General features: G+C 31.7%; 12 protein-coding genes and 1 pseudogene. 7 read left to right on the top strand and 6 right to left on the bottom strand.

The genetic code is table 11. From position 1 onward, the window contains the following. The first annotated feature begins 160 nt into the window (after nucleotides 1-160). From P8H50_RS05350 to P8H50_RS05325, 6 genes and pseudogenes are all read left to right on the top strand, one after another. Entirely contained in the window at nucleotides 161-1537 is a 1377-nt protein-coding gene (locus tag P8H50_RS05350) for an alanine/glycine:cation symporter family protein (protein WP_300206371.1), read from the top strand. A 1-nt stretch (nucleotide 1538) separates the two neighbouring features. Further along, complete coding sequence (gene acs / locus P8H50_RS05345) at nucleotides 1539-3446, top strand: acetate--CoA ligase (RefSeq protein WP_300206369.1); 1908 nt, start codon at nucleotides 1539-1541, stop codon at nucleotides 3444-3446. Between the two features lie 61 nt (nucleotides 3447-3507). Further along, nucleotides 3508-4332, top strand: a complete 825-nt coding sequence (locus P8H50_RS05340) for an alpha/beta hydrolase (protein ID WP_300206367.1) — start codon at nucleotides 3508-3510, stop codon at nucleotides 4330-4332. A gap of 207 nt (nucleotides 4333-4539) precedes the next feature. Next, nucleotides 4540-6255 carry a serine hydrolase gene (locus P8H50_RS05335; RefSeq protein WP_300206365.1) on the top strand — a complete coding sequence of 572 codons (1716 nt, stop codon included), beginning with the start codon at nucleotides 4540-4542 and terminating at the stop codon, nucleotides 6253-6255. 38 nt (nucleotides 6256-6293) lie between these two features. Beyond that, nucleotides 6294-6866, top strand: a complete 573-nt coding sequence (locus tag P8H50_RS05330; RefSeq protein ID WP_300206363.1) for a Crp/Fnr family transcriptional regulator — start codon at nucleotides 6294-6296, stop codon at nucleotides 6864-6866. 57 nt (nucleotides 6867-6923) lie between these two features. Next, nucleotides 6924-7662: pseudogene (locus P8H50_RS05325) on the top strand (acyl-CoA desaturase). A 13-nt stretch (nucleotides 7663-7675) separates the two neighbouring features. Here the strand turns inward: P8H50_RS05325 and msrA are convergent. The 3 genes from msrA to P8H50_RS05310 all read right to left on the bottom strand — a co-directional run bounded on the left by msrA (nucleotide 7676) and on the right by P8H50_RS05310 (nucleotide 8968). Continuing rightward, complete coding sequence (gene msrA / locus P8H50_RS05320) at nucleotides 7676-8215, bottom strand: peptide-methionine (S)-S-oxide reductase MsrA (protein ID WP_300206361.1); 540 nt, start codon at nucleotides 8213-8215, stop codon at nucleotides 7676-7678. Then, nucleotides 8205-8666, bottom strand: a complete 462-nt coding sequence (msrB, locus tag P8H50_RS05315; RefSeq protein ID WP_300206359.1) for a peptide-methionine (R)-S-oxide reductase MsrB — start codon at nucleotides 8664-8666, stop codon at nucleotides 8205-8207. The genes msrA and msrB overlap by 11 nt, the downstream gene beginning before the upstream one ends. A gap of 146 nt (nucleotides 8667-8812) precedes the next feature. Then, nucleotides 8813-8968: a hypothetical protein gene (locus P8H50_RS05310; RefSeq protein ID WP_300206357.1), complete on the bottom strand. Its 156-nt coding sequence runs from the start codon at nucleotides 8966-8968 to the stop codon at nucleotides 8813-8815. Between the two features lie 216 nt (nucleotides 8969-9184). On the opposite strand from P8H50_RS05310, the gene P8H50_RS05305 reads away from it, so the two are divergent. Continuing rightward, nucleotides 9185-10150, top strand: coding sequence for a proline iminopeptidase-family hydrolase (locus tag P8H50_RS05305; RefSeq protein WP_366900956.1), 966 nt, complete (start codon nucleotides 9185-9187; stop codon nucleotides 10148-10150). Nucleotides 10151-10196: 46 nt separating this feature from the next. On the opposite strand, the gene P8H50_RS05300 is transcribed toward P8H50_RS05305, so the two are convergent. The 3 genes from P8H50_RS05300 to P8H50_RS05290 form a co-directional block, all read right to left on the bottom strand. After that, nucleotides 10197-11396: a multidrug effflux MFS transporter gene (locus P8H50_RS05300; protein WP_300206355.1), complete on the bottom strand. Its 1200-nt coding sequence runs from the start codon at nucleotides 11394-11396 to the stop codon at nucleotides 10197-10199. Nucleotides 11397-11607: 211 nt separating this feature from the next. Then, the gene (locus P8H50_RS05295) at nucleotides 11608-11904 is read right to left on the bottom strand and encodes a hypothetical protein (RefSeq protein WP_300206353.1); all 297 of its coding nucleotides are present in this window, start codon (nucleotides 11902-11904) and stop codon (nucleotides 11608-11610) included. A gap of 18 nt (nucleotides 11905-11922) precedes the next feature. Next, a complete protein-coding gene (locus P8H50_RS05290) occupies nucleotides 11923-12477 on the bottom strand; it encodes an NUDIX domain-containing protein (RefSeq protein ID WP_300206351.1) in 555 nt (184 codons plus the stop codon). Nucleotides 12478-12860: the final 383 nt, after the last annotated feature.

Genomic DNA, 12860 nt, shown 5'->3' with positions numbered 1-12860 from the left:
TTTAAAAGTATTAAAAAAAAATAGAACATTTTAATGTTTATGTAGTTTATTTATTTTCAAGGAGTTATGGGATTAATTGTTAGCAGTTTAAAATATTATCTATAGAGATTTAGTTTACATATTAATTCCTTTTAATACATTTATAGAAAACAAGATTAATTTGCAATCATTAGATCATTTCGTTGCTGAATTCGCTTCATTTGTTTGGGGACTTCCTTTGTTGATAATTTTAATAGGAGGAGGATTATCTCTTATTATATACTCAAGGTTTTTGCCTTTTAGGTACTTAGGTCATGCAATTCAAATTTTAAGTGGAAAATATGATAATCTTAACGATCCAGGAGAGATAAGTCATTTTCAAGCGTTAACAACTGCTCTATCTTCTACTATAGGAATGGGAAACATTGCTGGAGTAGCCTTGGCAATATCAATTGGAGGACCAGGAGCTATGTTTTGGATGTGGATAAGCGCTATTATAGGCATGTCGACAAAGTTTTTTACTTCTACCTTAGCTACCATGTTTAGAGGTAAGGATAGTGAGGGAAACATACAAGGAGGCCCAATGTATTTTATTGTTGAAGGTTTGGGTAAACACTGGAAATGGTTAGCTGTTTTATTTAGTGTTTTTGGAATGTTTGGAGCTTTGCCAGTTGTAAATGTAAATCAATTAACCCAAGCCATAAATGATATTATTCTAATACCAAATGGTGTTGATGTTGGTTTTAAAACTAATTTAATAATAGCACTGGTTTTAGTAATAGTCACATCTATAGTTATTTTTGGAGGTTTAAATAGAATTAGTAAAACGGCTTCTAGATTGGTGCCTTCAATGGTGGTTTTATATTTTATCTTGGTGTTTTACATATTGCTTTCAAATTATCAATTAGTTCCTAAGTATTTTATATTGATTTTTACCGATGCTTTTTCTGGAGACTTTTATAAAGGAGAATCATTTTTTGGTGGTGTTTTAGGCGCATTAATTTTATTAGGGATTAGACGAGGTGCATTTTCTAACGAAGCTGGAATTGGTACTGCTCCTATGGCACATGGTGCAGCAAAAACAAACGAGCCTGTTCGAGAAGGTTTAGTTGCCATGCTAGGTCCTGTTATAGATACTTTAATTGTGTGTACATTAACAGCTTTAGCAATTTTAGTAACTGGTGTTTGGGAAACGACCTCAGATAACGGAGTTAGTTTAACTGCCTCAGCTTTTAAAGCTACCATGCCAGATTTTGGTCATTATTTATTAATGGTTTGTGTTTTAATTTTTAGTATTTCATCTCTATTTTCTTATTCTTACTATGGATCTAAATGTCTCTCCTTTTTAATAGGAGCAGATAAGAAGCATTATTATAATTATTTTTATATTTTTAGTATCATTTTAGCTGCTATTACACCTTTTGCAATGATGATTAATTTTGTTGATGGCATTTTTGCGCTTATGGCAATTCCTACAATGATTGGAACACTATTATTAGCACCAAAGGCTATAAAAGAAACAAAGGCTTACATAACCAGATTAGAAAACAACAAATAACATGAGTAATTATCACATAAAACATATAGAGGAATACTACCAAGTTTACAGAAAATCCGTCAGAAATCCAGAAAATTTTTGGGAAGAAATTGCTGAAGAGCATTTTATATGGCGAAAAAAATGGAACAAGGTATTAAGTTGGGATTTTTCAAAACCAGAAGTCAAGTGGTTTGAAGGTGCTAAATTAAATATAACTGAAAACTGTATAGATAGACATTTATATACCAGAGGAGATAAAACAGCTATTATTTTTGAGCCTAATAATCCAGATGAAAAGGCGCTTCATATCACCTACAGAGAGTTACATGAACGTGTTTGTAGATTTGCAAACGTACTTAAAGAAAATGGAGTAGGTAAAGGTGATAGAGTTTGTATTTATTTGCCTATGATTCCTGAATTAGCAGTTTCTGTATTGGCATGCGCTAGAATTGGAGCTATACATTCTGTTGTATTTGCAGGTTTTTCAGCAACAGCTTTAGCAACCAGAATTAATGATAGTGATTGTAAAATGGTGATTACAAGTGATGGTTCGTATCGTGGTGCAAAAACTATAGATTTAAAAGGTATTGTAGATGAAGCCTTAGAAGAGTGCGACTGTGTTGAAAATGTTTTAGTAGCTAAGCGTATTCATTCAGATATAAATATGAAAGATGGTCGTGACCAGTGGTTACAACCTTTATTAGATGATGCGTATCATGACTGTGTACCAGAAATTATGGATGCAGAAGATCCATTATTTATATTATACACTTCAGGTTCTACAGGAAAGCCAAAAGGCATGGTACATACCACAGCAGGTTATATGGTGTACACAGCCTACACCTTTAAAAATGTTTTTCAGTACAGAGAACAAGACGTGTACTGGTGTACAGCAGATATAGGTTGGATTACAGGTCACAGTTATATCGTTTATGGACCCTTATGTAATGGAGCCACAACTGTTATGTTTGAAGGTGTACCAAGTTATCCAGATTTTGGACGCTTTTGGGAAATTGTAGAGAAGCATAAAGTAAATCAATTTTATACAGCACCAACTGCTATTAGAGCTCTAGCAAAAGAAGGTGTAGAGCATTTAGAAAAACACGATTTATCCTCAATAAAAGTTCTAGGAACTGTTGGAGAACCTATAAATGAAGAAGCTTGGCATTGGTACGATGATAATGTTGGTAAGAAAAAAGCACCAATTGTAGATACCTGGTGGCAAACTGAAACTGGTGGTATCATGATTACACCAATAGCATTTGCAACGCCAACAAAACCAACCTATGCAACGCTTCCTTTTATTGGAATTCAACCTGCATTAATGGATGAGCACGGAGAAGAAATAAAAGGCAATCAAGTGGATGGTCGTTTGTGTATAAAATTTCCTTGGCCTAGTATTGCAAGAACAATTTGGGGCAATCACCAACGTTATAAAGACACTTATTTTTCGGCTTTTGATAATAAGTATTTTACAGGTGATGGCGCACTTCGTGACGAAGTTGGCTATTATAGAATAACAGGTCGTGTAGACGATGTTATTATTGTGTCTGGTCATAACTTAGGAACAGCTCCAATTGAAGATGCTATTAATGAGCATCCAGCAGTTGCAGAAAGTGCTATTGTTGGTTTTCCACATGATATAAAAGGTAACGCATTATATGGTTATGTAACTTTAAAAGAAACAGGAGAAGGTAGAGATCAAGGAAATTTACGTAAAGAAATTAATCAGATTATTACAGAGCAAATAGGACCAATAGCTAAATTAGATAAGATTCAGTTTACAGAAGGTTTACCTAAAACGCGAAGCGGAAAAATTATGCGACGTATATTACGTAAAATAGCAGAAAAAGATACCAGTAATTTAGGAGACATTAGTACGCTTCTAAATCCTGAATGTGTACAAGATATTATGGATAATGCCCTGTAATTAATTTTAAACTAAATAAATCTTGAATGTTTAACAATAAGCGAAGTACATTATAATTATTATGATAAAAAAAATTTGTGTTATAGGGCTTATACTTATTGTTTTTTCAAGTTGTGCTTCAAGAAAATTTAAAGACGTACCATATTTTGTAAACGCACAGACTAAAGATTCACTTAAACTAAATGTCTTCCAACCAAGAACTATAAAAGCAGACAAATTACCTGTAATAATTTTTGTTCATGGAGGCTATTGGGCAGAAGGCAATAAAAATATTTATGGTTTTTTAGGGCGTAATTTTTCTAAAAAAGATGTTGTAACTGTAATACCATCTTATACTTTAAGTCCCAATGCAAATTATAGTACTATGGCTACTGAAATAGCTAAAGCAGTAGAATGGACAGTAGAGAATATAAAAAATTATAGAGGAGATCCTGAGCAAATATTTTTAATGGGACATTCTGCAGGTGGACATTTAATAGCTTTAATTAGTACTAATCCAAAGTATCTAGAGCAAAAAAAAGTAGTTAAAGGTGTCATTTTAAATGATGCTGCAGGATTAGACATGTATGCTTATTTACAAAAACATCCTCCAACAAAAGAGCACAATTTTATTACAACCTGGACTACAAAGCCTGAAGAATGGAAGAAAGCATCTCCTGTATATTTTATAGACAAAACTACACCACCCTTTCTTATATATGTAGGCGAAAAAACATATGCTTCAATTAAAAATCAAAATGCTAAGTTTATAGAAAAGTTAAAAGGTTTTCAACCAAAAGTTACTTCAATTATACTAAACAAAAAACATGTACCAATGATGAAGCAGTATTTCATTCCTTGGACAAAACGTTACAATGAAATTTTAAATTTTATCAAAGAACATTAAGCTTAAATTATAATTGTTAACTTATTTTTTTGAAAATACTTTTGTAACAAAAATGGATACTAACGAATTATTGTGTGTAAAACTGTTTTTAGTTTAGATCAGCTATTGCGTCAAACTAAATACTAATGATGTTAATAGTCGCTTAAAAAAGGTTACATCTTAATTTTTACTTACATTTAAATAAATTAAACCGAAATAATTACAAAAATGAAAAAAATACTACTTATTGTATTAACGTTAATTTTTAGCGTTCAAGTTAAAGCTCAAAACAGTAAAATTTCTATTGCAATAAAAGAACACATTAAGGCAAGGATCGATAACCAAGTGAATGTTGGAGTAGCAGTTGGTTATGTTGATGTAGATACAATAGAACTTTTTAGTTATGGTAAAACAGCTTTAGAGAATGGTACAAAAGTAAATGAGCAATCGGTTTTCGAAATCGGTTCTATCTCTAAAACATTTACTGCCACACTTTTAGCACTAAAAGTAAATAGTGGAGAGATGAGTTTAGACGATCCTGCCTCAAAATATTTACCAAAGTCTGTTAAATTGCCAACACGTAATGGAAAGAAAATTACCTTAAAACATCTGGCTACTCACACTTCTGCATTACCTAGAATGCCATATAATTTTGCTCCAGAAAATCCTAAAAATCCATATGCAGACTATACCACAGAACAATTATATGCTTTTTTAAACAGTTGCCAACTAACATATAATATTGGCGAAAAAAGTGAATATTCTAATTTAGGAATGGGTTTGCTTGGTCATATTTTAGAGCTTCAAAGTGGTAAAACGTATGAGGAATTAATAATAGAGCATATTGCAAATCCTTTGCAAATGAATGACACCAGACTCGTTTTTACAGACGCTATGAAAAGTCGTTTAGCAAAAGGACATGCAGGACTTTCTGAAACCGATAATTGGGATATTATTTCACTTGGTGGAGCAGGAGGTATTCGTTCTACAGTTAATGATATGCTCAAGTATGTTCAAGCTAATTTAAATAGCGACAAAATAGATTCTAAATTGCATAACGCCATGTCTTTAGCACATAAAACAGCGTATAAAAATGAAACGCAAAGATCAGAAATGGCTTTAGCATGGCATGTTGAAAATGGTAAATTTTTATTACATAATGGAGCAACTGGAGGTTACACTGCCATGATTGCTTTAAATAAAGCAGAAAACAAAGGTGTTATTGTTTTGTCTAATAATAACGAAAGTATAGATCCAGTAGGAATAAAAATAATGATGCCAACGTATCCTTTGCAACCAATTTTACCATCTATAGCGCCAATTATTGCAAAAACTATTAAAGACCAAGGGATAGAAGAGGCGATTATTTTTTATAAAAAGACAAAAGCAGAAAAACCTAACGATTATAATTTTAAAGAAGAAGAACTAAACACTCTTGGTTATCAGTATATGGCAGATGGCAAAAAGGACATTGCATTAGAAATTTTTAAGTTAAATGTAGCTGAGCATCCAAACGCTTCAAATCCATACGATTCGTTAGGAGAAGCTTATTTAGATAGAGGAAACCAAGAATTAGCAATTTCAAACTATAAAAAATCTTTAGCATTAAATCCTGCTAACGAAAATGCGAGACAAGTATTAAAAAAACTTAATGCTGAGGTTAAAGAAGAGGTCGTTGAAGTCTCTCAAGAAATGCTTGATACTTATGTTGGTAAATACGAATTAGCTCCTACGTTTCATATAGTAATTACAACTAAAGATGGTAAATTATTATTGCAAGCTACAGGTCAGCCTCAATTCGAGATTTTTCCATCAGACAACAACAAGTTCTACTTAAAAGTAGTAGAAGCAAGAGTAGAGTTTAATGCTAATAGTAAAGGAGAAATTGAGAGTTTAACTTTATTTCAAAATGGTCAAGTAATACCAGGTCAACGCGTAGAATAGTTAAATTAATTCGCGATATTTGTAAAGGATAAGCGAATATGATACACATAAGAGAGTACATAGAACAAACAGTTGCCATTTCTGATAAAGATTGGCAGCTGTTCTCTTCTAAATTAGAAAATAAAATTTTTAAAAAGAAAACCATAATTCTAGATTTAGGCGAAACCGAAAATTACATTTCGTTTATAGATAGTGGTATTGCACGTTTTGTAATTCCAAAGGAGGAGGAAGAAAAAGACATTACTTTTGGCTTTTGTTTTAAAAATGAATTTGTAAGTGCTTACGATTCTTTTCTTACCAGAAAACCATTTTTATACCAATTACAAGCACTAACAAATATCTCTGTATGGAGAATTTCATATGAAGATTTACAAGAGGTTTACCAGAAAACCAAAGTTGGTAATCAAATTGGACGTATGTCTTCAGAGCGTTTATTTCTTATCAAATCTAAAAGAGAACAATCGCTTTTAAACGAATCTGCAGAGACACGTTATCTTAATTTATTTACACAACGACCAAAACTAATAAAAGAAATTCCACTAAAATACATTGCCTCCTACATTGGTGTTACACCACAAGCTTTAAGTAGAATAAGAAAACGAATTTCTTAACCTAGGTTCATTGTAAAAAGCACACCCTTTTTAGACCTTTACAAAAAAAGCTAGTCTATGAGTATTGTTATTTTTATTATTGTTTTATGGTATACAGGTTTGTTTTTTCAAACTTTCTTTTTACACCGTTATGCAGCACATCAAACCTTTACAATGTCTAAACTTACAGAGCGTATTTGTTTCTTCCTGACTTGGGTTTTTCAAGGTTCAAATTATTTAAGTGCTTATGGTTATGGTGTAATGCATAGAATGCATCATGCGTATGCAGATACAGATCAAGATCCACATTCACCCAAATACGATGCGAATTTATTTTCTATGATGTGGCGCACAAAAAATATTTACCAAGACATTAATAAAAAACGAATAGCAGTAGCAGATAAGTTTACCAAAAATGTACCACAATGGAAAAGTTTCGACACATTTGCTAGCTCTAAATTTTCTCGATTATCTTGGGCAGTATTTTACATTGTGTTTTTTATAAGCTTTGCAACAGCATGGTGGCAATGGCTTTTATTACCAATTGCTTTTTTTATGGCACCAATTCATGGAGTAATTATTAATTGGTTTGCACATATTTATGGCTATGTTAATTTTAAAGTGAGCGACACATCTAAAAATCTTTTACCATTCGATTTTTTTAATGATGGGAGAAGGTTATCATAACAACCACCATACACACAGCGGAAGAGCTAATTTTGGTGTAAAATGGCATGAGCTTGATATTACTTATTGTATTATGCTAGTATTAGATAAATTAAAGATAATTAAGCTTAAAAAGAGTATAGCTAAATAAGAGCGTCTTTTAATTATTTAAGTTTATCTGCATGCAGTTTTCTTAGTTTTGCTAATTTGGGTTCAATTACAAAAGTGCAATAACCCATAGTTTCATTATTTCTATAGAAATCTTGATGCTCCTGCTCAGCTTCGTAAAAAGTATCTAAAGCGCTTATTTCTGTAACTATAGTATTTTTGTAGTAAGGCCCAAGTTCGTTAATAACAAGTTCTGCTAGCTCTTTTTGTTTATCATCATGATAAAAAATAACCGAACGGTATTGTGTGCCTCTATCTGCACCTTGTTGGTTTAAAGTTGTAGGATCGTGTGTGGTCATAAAAATCACTAAAATGTCTTCATAACTTATCACATTAGCATTAAAGGTAATCTGTATTACTTCTGCATGACCTGTAAGACCAGAGCAAATCTCACGATAGGTTGGATATCCAGGAACGTTTCCGCCAGAATAACCAGAGACCACTTTTTCTACACCTCTAACATCTTGAAATACAGCTTCTGTACACCAAAAACAGCCACCACCAATGGTTGCTAGTTGTAAGTTTTTAACTATCATTTGTTATGCCTTTCTCTAATTGCATCGCTTCAGAATTTACACAATAGCGTAAACCACTAGGTTCTGGACCATCTGGAAAAACATGTCCTAAATGCGCATCGCACGTATTACATAGTACTTCGACACGAACCATACCAAAAGTAGAATCTTTTGTGTACTTAATAGCATTTTCTTTAATAGGCTGTGTAAAACTTGGCCATCCTGTACCAGAACTAAACTTAATAGTAGAGTCAAACAACTGCGCGTTACAACATACACAATTGTATTTACCTTCATCGTGAATACTACAAAGTGCACCACTATGAGGCCTTTCGGTACCTTTAAGTCTTGTAATTCTAAATTGTTCTGGAGTTAGTAAAGTTTTCCACTCATTTTCAGTTTTTTCTACTCTTTTATCTGGAGTAGGATTACCTTTTACGGTATAATTTATAATATGTTTCCAGTTAAGCATATTGTAGTTTCTTTCTATATTAAATTAGTGTTCGCTTTAAACCTTGGTCGAAACTTTCTCTAAAGCCTTACTTGTGTAAATATCTAAAAAAATACTTAATCAAGTCAATAGATTTTTCATTAACTTTATAAGGCAGTCATAAATAATTAAAACCAAAGCACTCGTGAAAATAACCACAAACTTAGAATGGAACGATTTAGTACTTGCGACGCTATACTAAACAGCTGCTGGTAAGTTAAGGCGTCAAAAGGAGGGAAACTTTTTAAAAAATCTAAAATACGTTCTGCTATAGTATTCTTCATACTACTAAGTTATAGAAAATCATTTAGTTATAACTTGATTAATAATAGATTGTTGCTAAAATGTTATAGCTATTCGTTTGAAATAATTTAATTAACTTAGTAATCTAAATTACTTTATTTATGAAAGCTAAAATAATACTCGGTTTATTAATACTTTTATGTTTTAGTTGTAAACAAAATCATTCTCACGGAATAGATGCTCCAGCATAGCGTATTTTGCAAGAAAACTATCTAAAACCACAAGAGAAAGACCAATTTCTTGGTGGTATAAAAATGATTCCTATTACCACACCAAAAGGAGAATTCAAGGTTTGGACCAAGCGCGTTGGTAATAATCCTACCATGAAAGTATTGTTATTACATGGTGGACCAGGAATGACTCATGAAATTTACGAATGCTTTGATGGCTACTTTCCGCAGGAAAACATAGAATATTATTATTACGATCAGTTAGGTTCGTATTACAGCGACCAACCAAAAGATTTAAGCCTTTGGGAATTGGACCGTTTTGTTGAAGAAGTAGAGCAAGTGCGCATAGCTTTAGGCTTAAATAAGGATAATTTTTATCTCTATGGGCAAAGTTGGGGAGGTATTTTAGGCATGCAATATGCTTTAAAATATCAAGAGCATTTAAAAGGCTTAATTATTTCTAATATGGTGGCTTCTATTCCAGAATACCAAGAGTATAGTGATACGGTTTTGGCACCAAAAATGAATCAAGAAGTTTTAAAAGAAATTTTAAAATATGAAGATGCCGAAGATTATTCCAATCCAAGATATATGGAGCTTATTGTAAATAATTATTATACAGAACACGTGCTTAGGATGCCAATAGAAGAGTGGCCAGAACCAATAAACAGAAGTTTTAAACACGTAAATCCAGAAGTTTATGTCACAATGCAAGGACCAAGTGAATTTGGTATTAAAGGAGATGCAAGGCTTAAAAATTGGGATGTAAAAGACAGATTAAAAGAGATTACTGTACCAACATTAACCATTGGAGCCACTCATGATACAATGGATCCTAAACATATGGAGTGGATAAGTACAGAGGTTAAAAATGGTGATTTTTTATTGTGCCCAAATGGTAGTCATTTATCTCAGTTTGATGATCAAAAAGTGTTTTTTAACGGTTTAATAGACTTTATTAAAAGTGTAGATGATGGGACTTTTAATAAATAAAATAGGTGTTTTTAAAAAAGTAGATTGAATTAACCAATAACATTATTTATACAATCTTTACATCACGCTTCATATAAAAAAAGATACTGAGCGACAAGAATCCAAAGATACTAAATCCAATAAATAGAGGTAAAGCAGTCTCATTCACAAAGCTTCCAATATAATTTGCAATTGGCACAGCCATTACTGTAGAAATAAATCCTGTTATTGCAGCACCAATACCTGCTATATGACCAATAGGTTCCATGGCAATGGCTCTTAAATTTCCAAAAATAAAACCTATTGTAAAAAATTGAATAGCCATAAATACTAATAAGATTGGTAATGACGGATTTTCAGAGTTCCAAAAGAAAAGTACATAGCAAAATGAATTTAAGAAGAAAACCAGAATAGCAAAAAATGCTAAACGCCACATACCAAAACGCATTACAAAAGAACCATTTAAAAAAGTAGAGAGTCCAACTCCAGCAGCAAGACCTGCAAATATATAAGGAAACTCATTCACTAAGCCATATTGATTTTCAAAGATAATTTGCGATGCACTTAAATATACTATAAAAGCTCCTGAGATAAATCCAGAGACTATGGTGAAAGCAATAGAAACTTTATATTTAAGTAATTCTTTCAAACCATTTATAAAAACAAATTTTGTAAATTTTACTTTATGTTCAGGTTTTAAAGTCTCAGGCTGTCGTTTCCAAAACCAAATACATACAACGAACGCAATAACTAACTGAGCATAAAAAATGCCTCTCCAATTGTAATGGTTTAAAATAAATTTTCCCATTACAGGTGCAACAACAGGAACTAAAATAAAGAAAGTAGTTACAAAAGACATAATTTTAGCCATGTAATCACCTTTATACATATCTCTTATTATAGCAATAGCTATGGTTCGTGGTGCAGCCAAACCAATACCTTGTAAAATGCGTCCAAAAATCATCCATTCAAGAGAAGGAGAAAGGACACAAATAATACTAGCTACAGCAAAAACTGACAGTCCAATATACACCATTGGTTTTCTCCCAAAACTATCAGAAAGTGGACCAAATAGTAATTGGCCAGATCCTAAACCTAAAAAAATCATAGTTATTAAAAGCTGATTGCTGTTACTGTCTAAACTATTAATACTAATACCAATAGTGGACATTGCAGGTAATATGGCATCGATAGCTAAGGCAACTATAGACATTAAAGACGCCATTAAAACTATAAATTCTAATCTTACAGATTGATTGTTTTGCATCGTGCAAAAGTAAACCAATTAATATCTATTTTTACTCGATAATAACTAAATATTGATAATGCTTACAGAGACAGTAATAAAATTGTTTAATAGAAATCTAGTAACGTTAAAGTTAGAAATAAACCTTTACCAAAATGGAAGAAATTTATGGTTAACAAGAGATACCATTAAAAATTATGCAGGTAACTTATGTTTGCATTTAATTGGTAATCTAAATAATTTTATTGGTAGAGAGATTGGAAATACAGGCGATATAAGCAACGATAATTAGCGGTTTACTTAAAAATATTACATGTACAAATTGTTGGGAAACGCTCAAGCTATCTGTTAATGGTAAAGCAAGGTCAAATACACCATACAAAAGTGTTGTTATAATAATACTAACAATAGCACCAAGTAAGAATGAAATTAATAAGAGTCGTTTAGGTTCTTTTTCATATTTATCTTTTAAATAGATATAAAAAATAACAATAGCTACAGGTACAAGTGCAAATACTATTAATTCCATGAAACGAATTTAGAAAAATTAAGTTATTTCATGCAAAATTGCATCAATAACTTTCTCATAATAAGGTTTATTTGAGGCTACAAAATGATTATTAGTTTCAGAATTATCTAACAATTCGTGAAAATGATTCATGTTTACTAGTTTTAAGGCTTCTACTTCTTCTTCTTGAGGTGTCAAGTTGTAAATAAGTTCTTTTAATTCAACTATGAATGTGTGGTGAAACTCGTTGTCTATTATGCCATTAGGATACGTTTGAAAACATTCGAAAACACCAATTTTGTGCAATTTTTTTTTAGAAATAGTTAAACCAATTTCTTCTTTAATTTCTCTAATTGCACCATCTTTTATAGTTTCTCCTGCATCTATATGTCCAGCTACGCTTACATTCCAAAGTAATGGGTAAATTGCTTTTGTTGCTGCACGTTGTTGGAGTAGAATTTCACCATCTCTTGTGTAAAACCAAATGTGTACTGTGTTATGATAAAAGCCTTTAGAGTGGATTTTTGATTTTAAAGCCGATTGACCTGTTGGATCTCCAGATTTAGTAACTATGTCTATTAATTCGTCTTGCATTTGTAAAATTACTTTGTTAAAACACAGAAAAAATCTAAAGTGTCTTTAGAGCATTCTTTTAGACTATAGTCGTCTAGATTTATGCTATTTACCAGCTTTTTGTTGTTTTTTAGTAGCTTATTTCTGTTTATTCGGTTAACAATCTCGTATGGTATTTTAAGAAGTGTTGCTGGAATTTTATTTTGAATATTAAAAATATCTATACGTAAAAAGCGTTCTACAGATTGTTTGTTTTTAAGTGTATGTAGTCAAATAAAAATGAACTTTTTCGCTCAAAATTTAAGAGAGGTTTCTGCTAATTTAGTTAAAAATTTTGATACTGTTTTTTTCTAGCTTTCAAAGTGCTATTTTTTGTCATTTTTCGTTTTCTTAATTTTCTTTCG

It is taken from the genome of Lacinutrix sp. (genome assembly GCF_029238095.1).
In the GTDB taxonomy this organism is placed as follows: Bacteria; Bacteroidota; Bacteroidia; order Flavobacteriales; family Flavobacteriaceae; genus Lacinutrix.
Note: the sequence above shows the minus strand (reverse complement) of the source record. Positions and strands in the feature narration are given on the sequence as shown.

What these genes read in the sequence shown, in the direction of transcription:
- acs (WP_300206369.1), top strand. Translation starts at nt 1,539, where the DNA reads ATGAGTAATTATCACATAAAACATATAGAGGAATACTACCAAGTTTAC.
- P8H50_RS05340 (WP_300206367.1), top strand. Translation starts at nt 3,508, where the DNA reads ATGATAAAAAAAATTTGTGTTATAGGGCTTATACTTATTGTTTTTTCA.
- P8H50_RS05335 (WP_300206365.1), top strand. Translation starts at nt 4,540, where the DNA reads ATGAAAAAAATACTACTTATTGTATTAACGTTAATTTTTAGCGTTCAA.
- P8H50_RS05330 (WP_300206363.1), top strand. Translation starts at nt 6,294, where the DNA reads ATGATACACATAAGAGAGTACATAGAACAAACAGTTGCCATTTCTGAT.
- msrA (WP_300206361.1), bottom strand. Translation starts at nt 8,215, where the DNA reads ATGATAGTTAAAAACTTACAACTAGCAACCATTGGTGGTGGCTGTTTT.
- msrB (WP_300206359.1), bottom strand. Translation starts at nt 8,666, where the DNA reads ATGCTTAACTGGAAACATATTATAAATTATACCGTAAAAGGTAATCCT.
- P8H50_RS05310 (WP_300206357.1), bottom strand. Translation starts at nt 8,968, where the DNA reads ATGAAGAATACTATAGCAGAACGTATTTTAGATTTTTTAAAAAGTTTC.
- P8H50_RS05300 (WP_300206355.1), bottom strand. Translation starts at nt 11,396, where the DNA reads ATGCAAAACAATCAATCTGTAAGATTAGAATTTATAGTTTTAATGGCG.
- P8H50_RS05295 (WP_300206353.1), bottom strand. Translation starts at nt 11,904, where the DNA reads ATGGAATTAATAGTATTTGCACTTGTACCTGTAGCTATTGTTATTTTT.
- P8H50_RS05290 (WP_300206351.1), bottom strand. Translation starts at nt 12,477, where the DNA reads ATGCAAGACGAATTAATAGACATAGTTACTAAATCTGGAGATCCAACA.